The following is a 19,969-nucleotide window of genomic DNA, read 5'->3' as shown; positions in this document are numbered from 1 at the left end:
TATTTTTTGTACGACTGATAATTTATGGTTAAATGTTTATGTGTCTATAAGAATGACGATGATGATAACTTTCCGATTTGACTTAAACCTGTCTAAGTGCATCTTGGTTTTGTCTGGCTTACTTTTCTTTTTTGCGTCTAGTTTGACGATAAATTCCATCGCATTGGCCGACGATAGTTCTCGAATTGGGACTGCTGCAGATACGTCGACCATAGTCTTGATAGGGGAAGATGAGTGGTATCCATATTCCGCCTATAAAGATGGGAAGTTACAAGGATTAGCGGTTGATGTGATCGAAGCAGCGTATGCCGCAGTGAATGTCAAAGTGCAATTTAAAACAGCACCTTATGTACGCTGCATGATGCTAGTGGAGAGTGGTCAAGAGCTCGGTTGTTTTGATAGTTTAAAAGACAGCAAGCTAATCAGAACCCATCTGTTTCATAATGAGCCTATTTTTAAGGCAGAAATTGGAATCTATGCGAAGTCAGATTCCAAAGAGGATAATTTAAAACCGGCTGACTTAAAGGGGAAGCATGTTGGTGTGACGCATGGCTACACGTATTCAGATGCGGTAGACGGCGATCAGTTGATCTTGCGTGAAGTAGCACCAACGGATTTGTCGAATTTACGTAAATTACTACTCAATCGTTCTGAGTATTCCTTAGTTTATACCCGAGTTGTTGATTATCTTGTCAATAAATATCCGAGTGAATTTAAAGATAAAATCCGCCGGGTTGGTAGCCTGAATCAAAGTGATCTCTACCTGAGTTTTTCTAAGTACCGTCCTGAAGCAAAAAAGTTTGCCAATTTGCTCGATATTGGTTTGCGTAAAATAAAAAAGAACGGCGTGTATGCTCAAATAGAGCAGAAGTGGCGCACGCCCGCTCCTTGACGCTTACTGGTTAATAACTGCTCATGCAATTGGATGATCAGTAGCCTATCGTCTGCGCCGCTTCATGGACTAATTGCTTAAACAAATCATGTCGCATACCGCTGATCTCGCCGCGTTTGACTGCATCTAAAACCGTGCAACCCGGTTCCGTGTGATGGTGGCAATTGTAAAACTTACAGTGCCCAAGATGCGGTAAAAATTCTGGGAATGCGCGCTCCAACATGCCTTCGCTTAAATGATGTAAACCGAATTCTTGAAATCCCGGAGAGTCAATCACATACGTTGGTCTGCCTTCATATGCGTCCATTTGAAACAGGCGCGTGAATGTGGTTGTGTGCTTGCCAGTATCTAATGCTGCCGAGATTTCGCGTGTCGCGATTTCTGCATCGGGGATTAAAAGATTGATCAGTGATGATTTCCCCATGCCAGATTGACCAATCAAAATTGTGCTTTGTCCTTGAATCAAGGACAGCATTTTTTCGCGGGTTGCTTCCGCTTGTGCCGTGACCGACACTTCATGCACAGGATAACCCAATGAGGCATATAAGCCGACGCGCTCGCGCGCTTTTGGTAAGCTGCTTGTCACGTCAACTTTATTCAACACAATATGTGCTTTAATGCCGGAAGATTCCGATGCGACTAAGGCGCGTGAAATCAAATCATCAGAAAAGCTAGGTTCGGTAGCGACCACCACGATCAATTGCGTCAGATTCGCTGCCAGCATTTTTGATTTGTACTGGTCGGAGCGGTACAACAAAGTCGTGCGTGGCACTATTGCTTCAATCACGCCTTGATTGGCCGAGGTCATTTGATATTCAACGATATCACCGACGGCTACATCACTTTTTTTGCCACGTGTCACGCAGTGCAATTTAATACTATCTGCTTGGATTAGATAATGACGACCATGCGCGGCGATGACTGTACCTTGTTCCGTGGGACCGGATTTTTTTTGTAGAGAAAATTTCTTAGACATGCAGTTGGTTTAACCGAAAGTCTGCGTGAAAATAACGTCAAGCTTGGCAGCACAAATGAAATCATTTTCTGAGATTCCGCCTTTGCCATTATTGACAGTATGGGTGTCGAATTTCACGACGCAGCGGTTATACGTGACAACTAATTCTGGGTGGTGATCTTCTTCGTGGATGGTGTAGGCGATAGCGTTGACGAAAGCCAAGGTTTCATAATAATTTTTGAAATTATAGGTTTTGACAATGCGCGGACCATCTTGCGTCCAGCCGGGCGTCGCAGCGAAGTAGGCTGGCAGTTCTTGATCTTGTAAACCGATTTCAGTGTGAGCTGATTTTTTTGCTAAGAGATCTGATGTTTTCATAGAGCTATTAAAAATACTGAGAAAATATTGAGAAAGATGCTGAGAAAAAAAGCGCAAACAATTTAAGCCAAAGCTTGCTGATGTAAATGCGCAATGCGAATCGATGCCGGCGGATGTGAATCGTAGAACGCAGAATGCACAGGATCTGGCGTTAAAGTAGAAGCATTATCTTCATATAATTTGACCAAGGCTGATACCAAGTCGTTCGCGTTGGTATGCTTGACGGCAAAGGCATCCGCTTCAAACTCATGTTTGCGTGAGCTGATAGAAGTGATAGGCGAGAGTACAAAAGTGAAGACCGGCAAGGTCAGCATAAATAAAATTAAAGCCATCGCACTATTGGATGAAGCAAAGGAAATAGGATCCACGCTTAATCCGGTGTAAAACCAAATTTGTTGTTTCAAATAACCGAGCAAAGCCAAAAATCCTAATGACACTGCGAACATTACCACCATACGTTTGACGATGTGCTTCAGTTTGAAATGGCCAAGCTCATGCGCCAGCACGGCCTCAACTTCTTGTGGCGCCAGACGTTCGATGAGCGTATCAAAGAACACGATGCGCTTGGTTTTGCCAAAGCCTGAAAAATACGCATTGCCATGAGCGCTACGTTTTGAACCATCCATAACAAATAAACCGCTTGATGCAAAGCCAACTCTTTGCATCAAGCCCTCTATGCGTGTGCGTAAAGATTCATCAGCAAGGGGTGTGAATTTGTTAAATAAAGGTGCAATCCAAGTCGGGAAAATCAACATCATCAAGAGTTGAAAGCCGCTCCAAACTAACCACGCATATAACCACCATAAATTACCAGACTTATCCATTAAGCTGATGACGACCCAGACCAAAGGTAAGCCAATGGCGGCACCGATGAGACTGCCTTTCATCATGTCGGTGAAAAATAATTTTAAAGTCATCTTATTAAAACCAAATTTTTCTTCCAAGACGAATTGGCGATACAGATCGAAGGGTAAATCAATTGCGCCACTGATTAAAACAAATGCCACCAGTAAACTGAGTTGATAGATCATGCCATCGCCTAGCCATTGAAACAAAGTTGCGGAGAGTAGTTGTAATCCACCAAATAAAGTAAAACCTAGCAAGACCAAAACGCTTACAAATAATGAAATTAGACCAAAGCGAGTTTTGGCTATCGTATAGTCGGCCGCCTTTTGGTGTGCTTCTAAACTGATTTTTTCGGCGAATTCTGCTGGGACTGCCGCACGATGTTTGGCAACATGACGCAATTGGCGAGAGGAGAGCCAAAACTGCAAACTAACGGTCACGCTGAGAAAAACAACGAATAAAACCGAAAACGTATATGAATTCATGGGAAAATGCTGCTTTATCAAAAAATGTTGATGAGAATTATTAGATTATTGCTTTTTTAGCAGTGAATGCTGTTGAATCATACCGAATAAGGCCGCATTACGCTAAAAATAGCGTTAAAAATAAGGCTAAAAATTACGCTCAATAACGCCAAGTTAAGCTTCTAGGAAGAATTATGTCACAAGAGAGCAATATCCAAGCAAATGAAACCACGAGTACTGTAGAGGTGCAAGCAGCCAAACCAGCCAAACCGAATGAAATGAATTTGATTTGGGTCGATATGGAGATGACGGGTCTTGATCCCGACACCGATAAAATTATCGAAGTGGCGGTCGTTGTCACTGATATGCAATTGAACGTCTTGGCAGAAGGTCCGGTATTCGCTATTCACCAATCGGATGAAGTGTTGGATAAGATGGATGCATGGAATAAGGGTACTCACGGGCGTTCTGGTTTGATTGATAAAGTAAAAGCATCTACCGTCACCGAAGCCGACGCCGAGAAAGCCTTGATTGAATTCCTAAAAGCCTATGTGCCAGCAGGTAAGTCACCAATGTGCGGTAATACCATTTGCCAAGATCGTCGCTTTATGTTCCGTGGGATGCCGAAACTGGAAGCCTTCTTCCATTATCGAAATCTCGATGTGTCAACCTTGAAAGAGTTGTGCCGTCGTTGGAAACCCGCTTTGTCCAGCGGCTTTAAAAAGCACCAAAAACATACGGCACTCGCCGATATTATCGAGTCCATCGAAGAGTTGAAATACTACCGCGAGCATTTTATTAAGGAGTAATCCTGACGTAAGCTTGCGGATTAATATGAAAAAGGCTGACAACTATGTCAGCCTTTTTCATTGAGTGATGACTAGTTAAATTTATACGCCCAACAATTCCACTTCAAAAATCAAAGTTGCATGCGGCGGAATCACGCCACCAGCGCCGCGCGCACCGTAGCCTAGAGCTGCGGGAATAGTGAGTACGCGCGTACCACCGATTTTCATACCCTGAACGCCTTCATCCCAGCCTTTGATGACTTGGCCCGCACCTAATGCGAATTCAAAAGGTTCACCGCGGTCTTTACTTGAATCGAATTTTTTACCGGCGCTGCCATCAGGGTTTTGTAACCAGCCAGTGTAATGAACCTGCACATTTTTTCCAGTCGTGGCTTCGGCGCCAGTACCTTCAATTTTATCTTCATATTGCAAGCCACTGACGGTAGTAATCGCTGACATAGTGTTTCCTTAAAAGTGATACGTGGTAAGAGAAGGTGAAAATGCTGTGATCCACTCATTTTCGCTAGCCAATATTTTAGTTCAAAATAGCCACTCTCGTCTTCGTGCTAACTGTGGACTTGCTGCACTGTAGCAGGGGCATAGCAGCACAATCGCTTCGTGAAAACTAGCATTGCTTGCCGCATTTGCAAGGTAAAATAGTGTTTGGTCTAATACTCTGCGCGCTTTCTACAAGCGCTATTTCAAAGGTTGTTACGATGCATTTACAAGAAATCATGCGCTCATGGGCGCGCGCCTTGGCTGCACAATTTCGTTTCAAAATTATTTTATTAAGCTTGATTCCCTTAGTGATCTCACTTTGTCTGTGGGGCGGTTTGATGGCATGGCGTTTACAGGCATTGTTTGATTTTATTCAAAGTTATTTTTCAGAACATAATGGCTTCTCTTCTGCCAGTGCGGTACTAAACTCGCTGGGATTGCTGGCATTAAAAACCGTGATCGTACCTTTGTTGGCGATGTGGGCGCTGTTGCCTTTGATGATCATGAGTTGTCTGGTATTTGTGGGTGTTTTGGTGATGCCGACGATTGCCCGACATGTTGGCCTGAGAGATTATCCAACACTAGAAAAACGTCAGGGTGGTTCTTTCTTCGGTAGTTTGATGTTTTCAGTTGGCTCATTGTTCTTATTTGTCTTTGCCTGTGTTGCGACGGTGCCTTTAATTTTTATTCCGCCCATTTATGTTTTTGTGCAGCCATTATTGTGGGGCTGGTTAACTTATCGCATTATGAGCTATGACGCATTGGCAAACTTCGCCGATGTAGAAGAGCGTAAAGCATTAGTCGCTGCCCATCGTCCAGCATTGCTCATTATTGGCTTGATTGCAGGTTGGGTTGGTAGCTTGCCGTCGATGTTGTGGATGGGCGGTGCTATGTCTATGGCTTACGTGGCTTTTTTCCCGTTTTTCGTGAGCATGGCGATTTGGATGTACTTGGTTATTTTTATTTTTACGGGTTTGTGGTTTCAGTATTATTGTCTGGCCGCATTGCAAAAAATGCGTGAGGCTAAACTGGCGCACCCCCTTGTTTTGGATCAGTCTGCTGCATAATGAGCAGGAAAATTTTTAAAGAATTCTGGAGTAAATTATGGCTATAGGGCTCATCATTATCGGTGATGAAATTTTATCGGGAAAACGTGTCGATCAGCATTTGCCAAAAGTTATAGCGCTGCTGAAAGAACGTGGCTTAAGCTTAGACTGGGCCGAATACGTTGGTGATGATCGCGCTCGGATCACCGCAACTTTGCAGCGTAGTTTTGCCAGTGGTGATATCGTTTTTAGTACGGGTGGTATTGGCGCGACACCAGACGATCACACGCGTCAATGTGCGGCCGCTGCTTTGGGTTTGGATATCGTTTTGCATCCTGAGGCTAAAGAGTTGATACATCAACGCATCATGGAGATGAATGCAACTCAGGATATGCCTACTGTTCCGGATAGCCCAGATTATTTACGTCGACTAGAGATGGGGGCGTTTCCGCAAGGTGCTGCCATCATTCCAAATCCTTTTAACAAGATTCCCGGTTTCGCGATTCGTGAACATTATTTTGTACCGGGTTTTCCTGTGATGGCGTGGCCTATGATTGCGTGGGTATTGGATACCCATTATTCACATCTATTTCATCAGCAAGCACGTGATGAAAAAGCGGTATTGGTTTTTGAAATTGCCGAGTCCGTATTGACACCTATGATGGAAGCTTTGGAGTTGAAATATCCTTTAATCAAAGTGTTTAGTTTGCCCAGCGTTGGTAGTGACACGATGCGACGTCATATTGAGTTAGGGGTGAAAGGTGAGCCGGCTCAGGTTGCATCCGCTTTCGCAGAAATGTTATTGGTCTTGGATCAGTTTCAGGCGGAATATCGATTGCTGTAATTTACTGAGGTTTTCATTACCTCACTAAGACCAAACGCTCAGATCAAACGCTAAGAGCAAGAGTGTTGGATACCCTAGATGAGATGGTGTTGCGCAAATTCTTTTAAGGTGGAAGCAAATGTCGAAAATTAGATTTACGCTGTTTTCCATGAAAGACGCCTTATTTGCGTTCGGACCTATCATGCTGATGGTAATTGCGGTTATCGTGGCGGGATATTATCTGGTTGACCCAGCACCAGGTCGCACCTTAGATTTTAGCGCAGGTCAGGACAATACCGCGTATCAGGAATTTGCTACAAAATATGCGCAAGAATTGGCTAAGAATCAGATTCAATTGCGCATACATAAATCACAAGGTTCACAAGAAAATTTACATCAAATCAGTGATCCAGATTCGATTATTGATATCGGTTTTGTACAAAGCGGCTCCACTAATCAGGCAGACGCGGAAGCGCAAGGTTTGATCTCTTTGGGTAGTTTGTTTTATGAGCCTATTTGGATTTTTTATAGGAATAAAAAAGATTTCACTAGCTTAGTCGAGTTAAAAGGAAAACGTGTCAATGTTGGACCTGATGGCTACGGTGTGCGCAGATTATTTACGCAGATTCTTTCGGTAAATAATTTGGAAGAAAGCGATATTCAAGTCCAACAATTGGAAAGCAGTGCTGCTGCGGCGGCCTTGATTCAGGGCAAACTAGATGTGCTGGTGATGAGCTCTGCATCAGATTCTTTGTTGGTACAAATGTTGTTGCAGACACCAGGCATTAAGTTGTTTGATTTTGTTCAGGCAGAAGCTTATACCCGTCGTTTTCCTTTCTTATCGCATGTGATTTTGCCGCGCGGTATCGTCGATTTAGGGCGTGATATTCCGTCGCGTGATTATCATTTAATTTCTCCTACTGCTACTTTGGTGGCGCATGAAAGTTTGCATCCCGCTTTGATTAGTTTATTTTTGCAAGCAGCAAAAAAAATTCATGGCGGGGCGAACTGGTTTAGTAAGCAAGCTGAGTTCCCCTCAGATCGTTACACAGAAATTGCGGTGGAAAAGCAGGCAGAAAAATTTTATAAAAACGGTACGCCATTTTTGCAGCGTTATTTAAGTTTTTGGATGTCAAATTTCTTAGAACGGATGTGGGTGGTGTTATTGACTTTAGGCGCTTTGGCTTTGCCTTTGTCTAAAATTATTCCACCTTTATATGTGTGGCGTATCCGTTCCCGAATTTACCGTTGGTATGGGCAACTTAGATCGGTGGAGCATGCCTTTGACGAAGCAACTTCCAAGCAGCGCAAGCAAATTGCGCAAGAACAATTACAGCGCTTGGATGCGATAGAACAAAAAGTAAACCATATTTCGATTCCACTCTCTTATGCGGAAGAATTATATGGCCTGCGTAGTCATATACAGTTCGTTCGTAAGCGTGTATTGGGTGAAACTGCTTGAGATTGTATGAAGGTATTCTTTAGAAAAGCGCAGAATTATTTGAGTTCTTGTTAGCTTTTTTCAGCCAACCCCATCGGCACAGAGACACACGAAATTGTAAGACGGAGGGGAGTATCTTACTTTTTCACAGGTAGTGTGTGTCTCTGTACGTCAGTGGTCCTTACTTACTGCTTAGCCTGAATTTATTTTTCAGACTCATTGAAAAACGATAAGTTCCAAGTTAATTGTCTCAAATTTGTAAATCGCGTTTGCTAAGTGCAAATGCTTTGTGTGCTTACTAGCATCTGCTTATTCATGGACTTAATTGAGTGCAAAAAGATTGAAAGCGAGTGTCGGCATTTGTGTGTTCAAATACCAAAATTACTTATCGGGGATTGTCTGGCGAGATGTTGGGTATTACTGGCTGCTACTTTTTTCAGAAGTGGAACTTTCTTTGAAAAATAGCGCGTTGCACATAGTTGTGCTTAGTTTTAATTTAGAACTTCGTTGTGCGCAGAGGTGTGAGTAAGTCGCGCAAATTATTGTGATCAATTTCATACATCAAGGCCAGCAATTGACCGAGCTCACCTTTAGGAAAACCCTCACGTGCAAACCAAGCCAAATAATGCCCTGGTAAATCCGCCAGCAAGCGGCCTTGGTATTTGCCAAAGGGCATGGTTTTTGTGACTAATGAAATAAGATCATCTTTTTGCATAGGACTTCGTTTGGCTGGAGTAGCGCTATTACGTTAAAAATTTTGAGAGGCGAGTGCTACAATTCTTGCCAATTTTTCCCATTTTATAGAAACCTGTAACTCATGACTATTTCATCGAACGCTAATTACCTCACACCTTATGAGTTAGGTAACAAAAATCAGACTACCACTTGGGAGGACTGTATTCCTTTTTATCAAAAGCTGGCTTGCGATTTTCCTCATGTTTTACAGTTTCAACAGATTGGTGTGTCCGATAGTGGTTTAGCGATGCATGCGGGTGTGATTAGTGCGGATGGAGTATTTGATAGAGCCGTGTTGAAGGCGGAAGGGCGGCCGGTATTTTTTAATAATAATGGTATTCATCCTGGCGAGCCTGAAGGCATTGATGCCTGCATGGCTTTGGTACGCGATTTTTGCTTGCAACCAGAACGCTTAGCAGCGCTTGGCAAGACTGTGTTTTTATTTATTCCGGTTTATAACGTTGACGGTTGTTTGAATCGTCAAAATACCTCACGTGTGAATCAAGATGGCCCAGAAATGTTTGGATTCCGCGCCAATAGTCGTAATCTCGATTTGAATCGTGATTTCATTAAATGCGATAGTCTCGCCGCTCAAGTGTTTAATCAATTCTTCACGATGTGGGACCCTGATGTGATGGTGGATACGCATACATCTAATGGTGCTGACTACAGCTACACGATGACCTTGATTCAAACTCAGGCAGACAAATTGGGCGATGGCTTAGGCCCGTTTTTGCGCAGTACGATGCTGCCTGCAATTTATCGTGAAATGGAGAGTCGTGGTTGGCCGACTTGTCCGTATGTGAATCCAGTCAAAGTGACGCCGGACGATGGCATTGAGGATTTTTTGGAGGTGCCGCGCTTCTCAACTGGGTTTGCAGCTTTGCATCACACCATAGGATTTATGCCGGAAACCCATATGCTTAAACCGTATGCGGATCGCTATGATTCCATGCGCGCTTTAGTGGAAGTGGTACTTGAGTTTACGATCGCTCATGCTTCAGAGATTCAAATTTTACGTAAGGAGGCAAGAGTAGCCGCAGCACAAAAAACACAGTGGCCAGTGACTTGGAAAGCCGATCACTCAAACCCATCGAGCTTCCGTTTTAAAGGTTATCAGGCGGTGTATAGCCCAAGTAAGATAGGAAATTACATGCGTCTGTCCTACGATAGAAATCAAGCATGGGAAAAGGACATCGCTTATTACGATCATTTTGTGGAGGATGTGGTAGTTGCCACGCCTAAGGCGTATCTGATTCCTCAAGCATGGCGTGAGGCGATAGCGCGCTTGAAGTGGAATGGCGTGATCTTGCAGAAACTAGATGCTGATCAGGAATTGCAAGTGCAGACCTATCATATTCAAACCGTGAAGTCGCGAGCGAATGCGTATGAAGGACATTTGTTTCATGATGATATGCAATTACGTAAACAGACTGAAACCGTGTTCGCGAAGGCAGGGGATTATCTGCTGTATTTGAACCAACCCAATGCGCGTTACGCGGTTGAGACTCTAGAGCCACAGGCGCATGACAGTTTTTTCCGTTGGGGATTCTTTAACAGCGTACTGGAAAAGAAAGAAGCATTTTCTGATTATGTATTTGAAGATAGCGCTTATGACATGTTGCAAACTGAACCCGAATTACGTGACAAATTTGAGGCGTGGAAAGCCCAAAATCCAGAATTACTCAGCGACCAAGAGACTGTGTTGAATTTCATATTCGCTAACGGCAAGCGTTTCCATGAGCCAGAATGGCGTCGTTATCCGATTTATTCCGTCGTGTGATCTTCGAATTTCGAATATAGGGCGCCGCACTGTGAAGATCATTTTTTTTGAATATATGCAGCAACCTCGTTTTTGGATCGCGCGCGATGATGACGGGTATTGGCTGGTGCCGGCAAAAGATCAAGGCTGGCACGAGCGTTCGCCTTTTGTTGGGCGCGTCAGCCATTTAGACGATTTGTCGGATTTTGATGGAATTGATCTTGGATTGCCGGACTAGATTCTTTTCTTGTTATTGGTAGTTATTATCAGTTGTTGTTATTTGACTATGATTACTTCTTGATTGATTTGCTATGGCATGTGAAACATAGCCAATTTTGTCGTAAATCTTAAACAGTCTATTTGTCTGAATTTTAACTTCCAAATAAATTTCTTTGATTTCGTCATTTAGTGCTTTGCAGTCCAGAAAAAACTCACTAGAATCAATTCGTTAGACAAAATGGTTTGTCGAAATATGGAGACTCAAATGAAGAAAATTTTTATTAGTGCGTGCGTAAGTTTGGCAATGATTGGTAGCGCTTCTGCAATTGAAGCTGCAAAACCAGTTGATACTTCTGTCGATGGTATTTTCACTGCTTTGTCGACTAGCCGTAATTTACAAAAAACCGTGGATCAACTCATTGCTAACGGTGCTAATCATCATTCTGTCATTTCTATCGCTGCCGCAGCGGGTATTCCACAATCTAAGATCATGAAATTGCAGGTTTGCGTTAATTCTGTGTCTGCTGATTCCACTACTTTGGGTGCGACATGCATGCGTCCAAAAACAGTGATGACCGCCTATGAAAGTGGATTGAACGATCCATTAAATTATTTGCCAGCGACAGCGGCAGGTAAAAAAGCCAAGAAGTAATCTTTCGCAAATTTAAAAAAAGCAGCTTCGGCTGCTTTTTTTTCGACTGTTACATTTGCGGCCTAGCTTTCTATCGTTCTGCACAAAGGAGTTTGGATGTCTGCGATAAATACCAATGGTAAGTACCAGAAGCTTTCAGTTACAATCATTGACCTTCAATCTATGTATTTTTTACATGTTTAAATTCATCCGTATTTTTATTTTGCTGAGTATTTGTGCGGCAGTTAGTTTTTCGAGTTACCGCGCACGAGTGGAATCGGTAGAGTGGAAGTACACTTTGTTGGTGAATATTTATCCCATTAATGGAGACGCTAGTCCTGCCGCAGAAGATTACATACGACAATTGACGGTGGAGGAATTTAAGCCTATCGAAGACTTCATGCGTAAAGCGGCTGATCAATATGGTAAGGCGGGCAGTGCTGGTATAGAAATTCGTTTGCAGCCACGCTTGTACGAAGGGCCACCCGCGCCGCCTGAAGAACTAAGCGGACTGAAGGTGATGTGGTGGAGTCTCAAATTTCGTTGGTGGGCTTATCGTCACGCCAAAGTAGTGGGGCCGGGACCGCAAGTGCGCCTATTCGTTCAGTATTTTGATCCTCATATGAGCCGTTCACATAGTTCGACCGCTTTGCAGCAAGGTCTGATCGGCCGTGTCAATGTTTTTGCTAGTAAAGAGATGAGCGCCAAGAATAATGTCATTATCACGCATGAATTTTTGCACACTTTGGGTGCTAGTGATAAGTACGATAGGAGTAACGATATGCCTCATTTTCCTGATGGTTACGGTGAGCCATATAGAGCACCCTTATTGCCACAGCGATATGCGGAAATTATGGGGGGGCGCATTGTGCTCTCGTCGTCTGATGCGGTGATACCTAGTGACTTCCGACAGGTTTTGATGGGCACTAAAACCGCACAGGAAATTAATTTTTTGCCTAAGCCACAATCTGATTAGTTGCTATATCCTGAGTTGACTTTTAAAGAATTGAATGAGGTTGCAGATGAGTTCTCCAGAATTATTGCTTGACGTGTTGAGAGTTGAATTGCGTCGTGTTGGCATGACGTATAAACAGTTGGCGCAATTGATCGACATGAGCGAATCGAGCATTAAACGCATGTTCGGGCAAAAAGACATGACTTTGTCGCGCATGGCCCAAATTTGTAAAGTCGCACATATCTCATTAGAGGATGTACTACGCCAGGCGGCTGATGTGGCGCCCAAAGCGGATAGTTTAACTTTGGCACAAGAACGTGCCTTAATGGACAATCCTAAATTGTTACTGGTCGCCATTTCATGTTTAGGGCATTGGACATTTGAGCAGATTGTCGAGACTTACACTTTGACCGAGGCGGAGTGCATCTTATGCATGGTCGAGTTGGATAAGCATGCTTTGATTGAGTTAAAGCCTATGAATCGCTATCGTCTGCGTGTTTCACCAGCGTTTAGTTGGCGTGCCGATGGTCCGATACAAGCCTTCTTCAAAGAAGTGGTGGTATCCGATTACTTTAATGGACGCTTTGATGGTACCGGCGAAACATTAATGTGCGTGCCTGCCCGTTTATCACAAAATAGTGCCAGAGAAATACAGCAAAAAATTCAGCAATTAGCGGCTGAGATCGCACGTCTGCAACAAGAGGACCGTCGTTTGCCAGCAGAAGACCGGGACGGTTTTACCTTGATGCTAGGTTTTCGCTCTTGGGAGTTTTCTGCCTTCACCGCTTTGCGTCGCCCAACAACGATGGCCAATACTAAAGGCCGAGTGGTTCACCAGATTGGACCTAAAAATAAGTAAAAAGTGGAACCTGTATTGTGGGTCGCTCCAGCGCCAAAATATAGCGGCCCAAAGCGCGTATCAAAGGCCACGAAGGCGCTGCCGCTACGTTTGATTTTACTAAATTTGACTGCTTCGCCTTCACCAAAACCGCCACCTAATTCAGCAGAAAAACCTAAACGCACAGCACCGCCTAATGCGGCGGGCATGCTGCCAATACGATGTGCCATGACGACGCGCCCAAGGGCAACGGTTTTACTCGATAGCGAGTCGGTAGGCGTACCTGAGAGACGTAAAAATCCCCCCAAGGAGAGCGGCGCAAAATCACCTTGTGAGCGCGCCCATTCACCATAAATATGACCAGCCCATTCTCCTTGCTTAAACGCTTTCATACCTATAATGGAAGAACTGATCGTTGCGCGTCGATTATTGTCTTGAGCCAATGCTCGTTCCCAATCTATGGTCAAGTAACTGCCTCGGGTCGGGTAAGCGAGTGAGTCCAGAGTATCAACCCTAAAGCGCATAAATTCTGCCGACTGAAATACTTTGACCCCGGGTCCAATTTCTTCTGGCAATAACTTCTTCACCTCAGCATGTTCACGACGAAAACCAATTTGGATGTCGCCCCAATTACCAAGTTGTCTGCCTATAGGGAAAATCAAGCTATTTACATTGTAGCCATAGCGCGATTGTTTTCTTCCTTGTGAAAACACATCGCCAGATAAGACGCTACTTTGCATGGAGGGCGCCACAAACCATTCACTCCCGACCTCTAGTGGTTGGTAAAATTGCGCGCCAAAAATCCTATCAGAGCCGATTTTTCCTATTAACCGCGCTTCACCACCCCAGCTATTTTGTGAGGAGGCGATGTGTAAAGCGCCTAAAGAAAATTTGTGATTGTCTTTAAAGTCGCTAGATAATTCTAGGCCTACTCGTAGGCGATTTTTACTCCATGCCGCTTCGTGCGTTTTAATGATCACATCTCTTTCATCTGGCCTGTCATCCATTTCGACTTCGACGTGATCTAAGTCGCCACGGCCATACAGTTTGCCCGTGACTTGTAGGATTTTTTCTTCGCTGGTGACTTCGTTAATTTTGAGTCCAGATTGCTTTAATAAAATTTGTGGATTGATATTTTGAGTGCCTTGAATCTCTATGCTGGCGATCTTCAGACTATTGTCCGGCATATTACTTTCTGCAATTCTGAGACGTTCGTAACGTTGATATTCTTCCGGTGTCGCGCTTAAGTATTGCAATTTGCTTTCCATCTGGCGTGTTGCAATATCGCCCGCTAGCATGGCGTTGTGATGCTCATCAAAATCGAGGAAGTTGATGCCGTTTAAATTAGGGGCTATCAAAATATCTTTTGAACGTAATTCTTTCAAGGAGCGCTGTACATTTTGTTCGGTCAGAATTTGCAGCATTTGTTGTGCGACGCTGATGGCGCTACCTAGTTCTTTTTCTTCCGCCAGCGGTGTTCCTACGTTGACGGCGATCACAATATCCGCCCCCATTTTTTTCGCCATATCGATGGGCAGATTGCGTACTAAGCCACCATCAACGACTAGACGTTTATTAATATGTACTGGTGCAAACATGCCGGGCACCGCTAACGATGCGCGTAAAGTGATGAAGAGCGGTGTATCGGTAAGTTCAACCATATCACCCGTCACCAAATCAGAAGCGACGGAACGGAAGGGTATGGGTAAATGATTGATATGTTCGCTTTTCATGCCATTGGGCAGCAGTCGTGTTAGCGCTTGTTCCAAGGCGGAGTTGCCCGCCGCAGATGGGGGTAAAGCAACGCCTGATTTGGTCACAGCAAACTCTATGCGTGATGGCAGTACCACATCTTCTTCGCGTCGTCTAAAGTCGAGCGCATCGCGTGCGGGGCGATCAGCTAGTACATTTTCCCATGAGGTGTTGCGCACGATGTCTTCAATTTCTTCTACTGAGCGACCAGCGGCATAGGCACCGCCGATCACGGCGCCCATGCTGGTGCCGACCACAAAGTCGACAGGAATCCGTAATTCTTTTAAAACCCGTAGTACTCCAACATGGGCAAAACCGCGTGCGCCGCCGCCGGACAGCACTAAGGCAACTTTGGGTCTCTCTTTGATCGCGGGAATATTTTCTTCTAACTTATGCTCTTGCGCTTGCCCTAAATGAAATGCCATGCAGCCGAAGTACAAGACTGCAATTTTCAATAAATGTTTCAAATGCTGATGAGATAACATGCTTGCCTGCTCACGTAAAAATGTAGTTCTAGAAACTGCCCGTAAATTGATAGCGATTACCCGGATGCCACATCGTCACGATCGTCGCAATTTGATTTTGGGAGCGGGTTTTTCTATGTAAAACTAGGCAGCTTTCTTTGCTGGATATTTGCAACATGTCCGCGATAGTTTTGGGTGGTATCACGGCTTCTATACTGTAGTCCACGCCTTGTAAGGGGGCGACCGCCATGAGATATTCATTCGGTGTTTTGGTGGCAAAATCTTGTGTTAAATAGTCTTGCGCCAGAATTGAGTTGACCCAGCGATCTTCTACTTGAATCGCGATATCATTTTCGAAATGTACGATGACTGAGTGAAACAACGCATGTCCAGGTTGGACTTGAAATTGTTGCGCTAATTGTTCGTTGGCCTCGACCTCTACTAATTCGTGAAGTTCGCTACGATGCTCGTGTCCACGCGAGCGGATTTCTTCGGCGATACTTTTAATAGCGACTAAGGTCGCTTGATATTTTTGCTGTGCGACGTAGGTCCCCGAGCCTTGAATACGATTCAAAATTTGCTCTGTGGTCAACTCTCTGACGGCTCGATTGACCGTCATTCTTGACACATTAAATTGCTGTGCTAAGGCGGCCTCAGAGGGAATGGCATCTCCTTCTTTCCATGTGCCTTTTTGTATTTCTCTCAGTAAGTAATCCTTAATCGTTTGAAAAACAGGCGTGGTCGAAAGTGAAGTTGTCATGTTGGATGCAGACTTGGGAGAGAAGACTTATTGGGCTTATTAGGCTTATTGAGTCTATTGAACAAATGCAAATTTTCTATATTTTCTCACAGAATCAAAAAAAGTCGCTTGCAAAAGTTGTATATACAACTTAAACTGAGTCCTACGTTTTGATTCTTTTACTCTTTAAATCTTGAGGAGATGGCTATGAATAATGATCCACGCTGGGATGCAAGTCGTGAAATCCGCGCACCACGCGGCGCTGAAAAAGTCTGTAAGACTTGGGTAGCCGAAGCGGCTTACCGCATGATTCAAAATAATCTCGATAAAGAAGTCGCAGAAAATCCTAAGCACTTGGTCGTGTACGGCGGCATTGGTCGCGCGGCACGCAACTGGGAATGCTATGACCAGATTTTGGCGAGCTTGAAAGACTTGGGCGAAGACGAAACCTTGTTGATTCAATCGGGTAAGCCGGTCGGTATTTTCAAAACCACGGAAGATTCACCACGCGTCTTGATCGCTAATTCTAATCTGGTGCCGAAGTGGGCCAATTGGGAACACTTCAATGAACTCGACCGCAAAGGCTTGTTCATGTATGGTCAGATGACCGCGGGTAGCTGGATTTACATTGGGACCCAAGGCATCGTGCAAGGGACTTACGAGACTTTCGCTGAAGCAGGTCGTCAGCATTTCGGCGGCGAGTGGGGCGGTCGTTGGATTTTAACCGCAGGCTTGGGCGGCATGGGTGGCGCACAACCTTTGGCAGCGACATTTGCCGGTGCCGTTTCTTTAAATATCGAATGCCAGCAATCGAGTATCGATTTCCGTCTCCGCACACGCTATGTCGATAAACAAGCAAAAGACATCGACGACGCTATCGAACTGATTAAATATCACACCGCACGTAAAGATGCGATTTCGATTGCTTTGTTAGGTAACGCTGCGGAAATTTTGCCAGAGTTGGTAAAGCGCGCGAAAGCGGGTGGTATCAAGCCTGATCTGGTTACTGACCAAACTTCCGCCCACGATTTGATTAATGGCTATTTGCCCATCGGTTGGAGCGTGGAACAATGGAAGGCCGCACAGCAAGATGCGAGTCAACACGCGAAATTAACAGCGGATGCGGCGCAAGCTTGTGCGGTGCACGTGCAAGCGATGTTGGATTTTCATGCGATGGGTATTCCAACGGTGGATTACGGCAATAATATCCGTCAGGTCGCCTTTGATACGGGCGTCAAAAACGCATTCGACTTCCCAGGTTTTGTACCTGCATATATTCGTCCTTTGTTCTGTGATGGCAAAGGTCCATTCCGTTGGGTAGCGTTGTCGGGCGATCCTGAAGACATTCGTAAAACCGATGCTAAGATCAAAGAATTATTTCCAGAAAATAAAGGCGTGCATAAATGGTTGGATATGGCGGGTGAGCGTATTGCCTTCCAAGGTTTGCCGGCGCGTATTTGCTGGTTAGGTTTGGGCGAGCGCCACATCGCTGGTTTAGCATTTAATGAGATGGTGAAAAACGGTGAACTGAAAGCACCGATCGTCATCGGTCGTGATCATTTGGATACGGGTTCTGTTGCTAGTCCGAATCGTGAAACCGAAAGTATGAAAGATGGTACCGATGCAGTATCGGATTGGCCTTTGCTGAATGCCTTGTTGAACACCGCAGGTGGCGCAAGCTGGGTTTCTTTGCATCATGGTGGCGGTGTGGGTATGGGTTACTCACAGCATTCCGGCATGGTGATTGTGGCGGACGGTACAGACGCAGCTGCAAAACGTTTAGCGCGCGTCTTGGTCAACGATTGCGGTTCAGGCGTGATGCGTCATGCCGATGCAGGATATGAACTAGCTGTGGCATGTGCTAAGCGTAATGGCTTGCAATTGCCCATGATTAAATAATTAAATAATTGAAGTAATTTGCTTTTTGCCGCAGAGCCACAGAGCACACAGAGTGGCTTGTTGGTGTCATTCCCGCGTAGGCGGGAATCCAGCGACTTCGGTGGCGCAATTGGAGACACTGGACTCCTGCCTACGCAGGAGTGACAAACAAAAAAACTCTATGCCATTGCGGCGAAAAGAATGACAAGATAAAGGACAAAAATATGAGCACAACATTCACCATACAACCAGGTCAATTCAAACTCGCAGACTTGCGCGCGATCTGGCAAAAGCCTTTTAAGTTAGCCTTAGCAGAGTCTGCTTATGCGGCTATCAATGAATCCTCTGCGACCATCGACCGTATCGTCGCCAAAGGTGATGCAGCTTACGGTATCAATACCGGTTTTGGTAAATTGGCGAAAACGCGTATTCCAGATGAAGACTTGGAATTGCTGCAAAAGAATTTGATCTTGTCGCACTCAGTTGGTTCTGGTGAACTGATTGCTGACGAAGTGGTGCGTTTGATTATTGCGATGAAGATTGCGAGTCTGGCGCGTGGCTTTTCAGGTATTCGCGCCTCTGTGATTGATACCATGATTGCTGCCTACAATGCAGGCATTATGCCTGCGATCCCAGTTAAAGGTTCAGTCGGCGCATCAGGCGACTTAGCACCTTTATCGCACATGACTTTAGCGATCATGGGCGAAGGACAAGTGCGAGTTGATGGCAAGATGGTTGATGCCAAAGAGGCGTTAGCGAAAGCGGGAATTACGCCAGTTGTTTTAGCGGCGAAAGAAGGTTTGGCGCTGATCAATGGTACGCAAGTGTCGACGGCTCTCGCATTGAATGGCTTATTCCTCGCTGAGCGTTTATTAGAAGCAGCAACGATTACAGGTGCTTTGTCTGTCGATGCGGCGAAAGGCAGCGATGCGCCATTTGATCCACGTATTCATGCTGTGCGTGGTCAGCCTGGTCAAATCGCGACTGCAAATATTTATCGTACTTTGTTGAATGGCAGTGAAATTCGTCAATCCCATTTGGTGAACGATGAACGGGTACAAGATCCTTACTGCTTACGTTGTCAGCCACAAGTGATGGGCGCGTGTTTAGACATCATCAATAATGCAGCACGTACTTTGCTGACAGAAGCTAATGCGGTAACCGATAATCCATTAGTGTTTGTGGATACCAATGAGGTAATTTCCGGTGGCAATTTCCACGCCGAGCCAGTCGCTTTTGCAGCCGATACTTTGGCTTTGGCAATTGCCGAAATCGGTTCGATTTCTGAACGTCGTATTGCTTTGTTGATCGATGCATCGATCTCTGGCTTGCCACCATTCTTGGTACCATCTTCAGGCTTGAATTCTGGCTTTATGATCGCCCACGTGACAGCTGCCGCATTGGCATCGGAAAATAAATCGCATGCGCATCCAGCTAGTGTCGACACCATTCCAACCTCTGCGAATCAAGAAGATCACGTCAGTATGGCAACATATGCAGGTCGTCGCTTGCATGAGATGGCACATAACACCGCAACGATAGTCGGCATTGAATTATTAGCCGCAGCACAGGGCGTGGATTTCCATCAACCCTTAAAAACTTCAGATAAACTGACCGTGGTGCATCAATTGTTGCGTTCTAAAGTGGCGTTCTATGACAAAGATCGTTTCTTCGCTCCAGATATTGAAGCAGCCAAGTCGTTAGTGGTTGAAGGTGCATTGAGCGCACAATGTGCCGACTTGTATTCGCATTTGTATTTGGCTTAAGCTGTCATAGTAGTTTTTTTTGCCGCAGAGGTGCAGAGATCGCAGAGAAATCTTTAAAAAACTCCGCGATTTCTGTGTTTCTGCGGCTTGCTTTTGAAT

19 protein-coding genes are annotated in these 19,969 nt (G+C 44.9%); 12 read left to right on the top strand and 7 right to left on the bottom strand.

From position 1 onward, the window contains the following. Window positions 1–58 precede the first annotated feature (58 nt). Window positions 59–892 (top strand): substrate-binding periplasmic protein, encoded by an 834-nt coding sequence (locus ACFFJH_RS17245; RefSeq protein ID WP_390214181.1) that lies wholly within the window; start codon window positions 59–61, stop codon window positions 890–892. Between the two features lie 37 nt (window positions 893–929). Here ACFFJH_RS17245 and rsgA read toward each other — a convergent pair whose 3' ends face one another. The 3 genes from rsgA to ACFFJH_RS17230 all read right to left on the bottom strand — a co-directional run bounded on the left by rsgA (window position 930) and on the right by ACFFJH_RS17230 (window position 3,556). After that, complete coding sequence (rsgA, locus tag ACFFJH_RS17240; RefSeq protein WP_390214180.1) at window positions 930–1,868, bottom strand: ribosome small subunit-dependent GTPase A; 939 nt, start codon at window positions 1,866–1,868, stop codon at window positions 930–932. A 9-nt stretch (window positions 1,869–1,877) separates the two neighbouring features. After that, complete coding sequence (locus tag ACFFJH_RS17235) at window positions 1,878–2,225, bottom strand: 4a-hydroxytetrahydrobiopterin dehydratase (protein ID WP_390214179.1); 348 nt, start codon at window positions 2,223–2,225, stop codon at window positions 1,878–1,880. Between the two features lie 62 nt (window positions 2,226–2,287). Further along, window positions 2,288–3,556 (bottom strand): M48 family metallopeptidase, encoded by a 1,269-nt coding sequence (locus tag ACFFJH_RS17230; protein ID WP_390214178.1) that lies wholly within the window; start codon window positions 3,554–3,556, stop codon window positions 2,288–2,290. A gap of 173 nt (window positions 3,557–3,729) precedes the next feature. On the opposite strand from ACFFJH_RS17230, the gene orn reads away from it, so the two are divergent. Continuing rightward, entirely contained in the window at window positions 3,730–4,344 is a 615-nt protein-coding gene (gene orn / locus ACFFJH_RS17225; protein ID WP_390214177.1) for an oligoribonuclease, read from the top strand. An 81-nt stretch (window positions 4,345–4,425) separates the two neighbouring features. Here orn and ACFFJH_RS17220 read toward each other — a convergent pair whose 3' ends face one another. Then, a complete protein-coding gene (locus tag ACFFJH_RS17220; protein WP_390214176.1) occupies window positions 4,426–4,782 on the bottom strand; it encodes an FKBP-type peptidyl-prolyl cis-trans isomerase in 357 nt (118 codons plus the stop codon). A 257-nt stretch (window positions 4,783–5,039) separates the two neighbouring features. Here ACFFJH_RS17220 and ACFFJH_RS17215 point away from each other — a divergent pair, with 257 nt between their 5' ends. The 3 genes from ACFFJH_RS17215 (at window position 5,040) to ACFFJH_RS17205 (ending at window position 8,152) form a co-directional block, all read left to right on the top strand. Then, complete coding sequence (locus ACFFJH_RS17215; RefSeq protein ID WP_390214175.1) at window positions 5,040–5,888, top strand: EI24 domain-containing protein; 849 nt, start codon at window positions 5,040–5,042, stop codon at window positions 5,886–5,888. Window positions 5,889–5,925: 37 nt separating this feature from the next. Further along, a complete protein-coding gene (locus ACFFJH_RS17210) occupies window positions 5,926–6,711 on the top strand; it encodes a competence/damage-inducible protein A (protein WP_390214174.1) in 786 nt (261 codons plus the stop codon). A gap of 118 nt (window positions 6,712–6,829) precedes the next feature. Further along, a complete protein-coding gene (locus ACFFJH_RS17205; RefSeq protein WP_390214173.1) occupies window positions 6,830–8,152 on the top strand; it encodes a TAXI family TRAP transporter solute-binding subunit in 1,323 nt (440 codons plus the stop codon). 475 nt (window positions 8,153–8,627) lie between these two features. Here the strand turns inward: ACFFJH_RS17205 and ACFFJH_RS17200 are convergent, their stop codons facing one another. Then, window positions 8,628–8,846 carry a DUF3820 family protein gene (locus ACFFJH_RS17200; protein ID WP_390214172.1) on the bottom strand — a complete coding sequence of 73 codons (219 nt, stop codon included), beginning with the start codon at window positions 8,844–8,846 and terminating at the stop codon, window positions 8,628–8,630. A gap of 102 nt (window positions 8,847–8,948) precedes the next feature. Here ACFFJH_RS17200 and ACFFJH_RS17195 point away from each other — a divergent pair, with 102 nt between their 5' ends. The 5 genes from ACFFJH_RS17195 to ACFFJH_RS17175 all read left to right on the top strand — a co-directional run bounded on the left by ACFFJH_RS17195 (window position 8,949) and on the right by ACFFJH_RS17175 (window position 13,292). Further along, window positions 8,949–10,649 carry a M14 family zinc carboxypeptidase gene (locus ACFFJH_RS17195; RefSeq protein ID WP_390214171.1) on the top strand — a complete coding sequence of 567 codons (1,701 nt, stop codon included), beginning with the start codon at window positions 8,949–8,951 and terminating at the stop codon, window positions 10,647–10,649. Window positions 10,650–10,680: 31 nt separating this feature from the next. Continuing rightward, window positions 10,681–10,866, top strand: a complete 186-nt coding sequence (locus ACFFJH_RS17190) for a hypothetical protein (protein ID WP_390214170.1) — start codon at window positions 10,681–10,683, stop codon at window positions 10,864–10,866. Window positions 10,867–11,112: 246 nt separating this feature from the next. Then, window positions 11,113–11,499 carry a hypothetical protein gene (locus tag ACFFJH_RS17185; RefSeq protein WP_390214169.1) on the top strand — a complete coding sequence of 129 codons (387 nt, stop codon included), beginning with the start codon at window positions 11,113–11,115 and terminating at the stop codon, window positions 11,497–11,499. Window positions 11,500–11,674: 175 nt separating this feature from the next. Next, window positions 11,675–12,454 carry a metallopeptidase domain-containing protein gene (locus tag ACFFJH_RS17180; protein ID WP_390214168.1) on the top strand — a complete coding sequence of 260 codons (780 nt, stop codon included), beginning with the start codon at window positions 11,675–11,677 and terminating at the stop codon, window positions 12,452–12,454. A 46-nt stretch (window positions 12,455–12,500) separates the two neighbouring features. Continuing rightward, window positions 12,501–13,292: a helix-turn-helix domain-containing protein gene (locus ACFFJH_RS17175; RefSeq protein WP_390214167.1), complete on the top strand. Its 792-nt coding sequence runs from the start codon at window positions 12,501–12,503 to the stop codon at window positions 13,290–13,292. Here the strand turns inward: ACFFJH_RS17175 and ACFFJH_RS17170 are convergent. Both ACFFJH_RS17170 and hutC read right to left on the bottom strand, forming a co-directional pair. Then, window positions 13,265–15,508, bottom strand: a complete 2,244-nt coding sequence (locus ACFFJH_RS17170; RefSeq protein WP_390214166.1) for a patatin-like phospholipase family protein — start codon at window positions 15,506–15,508, stop codon at window positions 13,265–13,267. The two genes, ACFFJH_RS17175 and ACFFJH_RS17170, sit on opposite strands and share 28 nt — an antisense overlap. Before the next feature lie 28 nt (window positions 15,509–15,536). Then, window positions 15,537–16,247, bottom strand: a complete 711-nt coding sequence (hutC, locus tag ACFFJH_RS17165) for a histidine utilization repressor (protein ID WP_390214165.1) — start codon at window positions 16,245–16,247, stop codon at window positions 15,537–15,539. Window positions 16,248–16,433: 186 nt separating this feature from the next. Between hutC and hutU the strand changes: the two genes are divergently transcribed. Both hutU and hutH read left to right on the top strand, forming a co-directional pair. After that, window positions 16,434–18,125 (top strand): urocanate hydratase, encoded by a 1,692-nt coding sequence (gene hutU, locus ACFFJH_RS17160; protein WP_390214164.1) that lies wholly within the window; start codon window positions 16,434–16,436, stop codon window positions 18,123–18,125. Window positions 18,126–18,328: 203 nt separating this feature from the next. Beyond that, window positions 18,329–19,870 carry a histidine ammonia-lyase gene (gene hutH, locus ACFFJH_RS17155; RefSeq protein WP_390214163.1) on the top strand — a complete coding sequence of 514 codons (1,542 nt, stop codon included), beginning with the start codon at window positions 18,329–18,331 and terminating at the stop codon, window positions 19,868–19,870. Window positions 19,871–19,969: the final 99 nt, after the last annotated feature.

It is taken from the genome of Affinundibacterium danionis (assembly GCF_042432465.1).
Lineage (GTDB): Bacteria > Pseudomonadota > Gammaproteobacteria > Burkholderiales > Burkholderiaceae_D > Undibacterium > Undibacterium danionis.
This window is presented reverse-complemented; position numbering and strand designations above follow the sequence as displayed.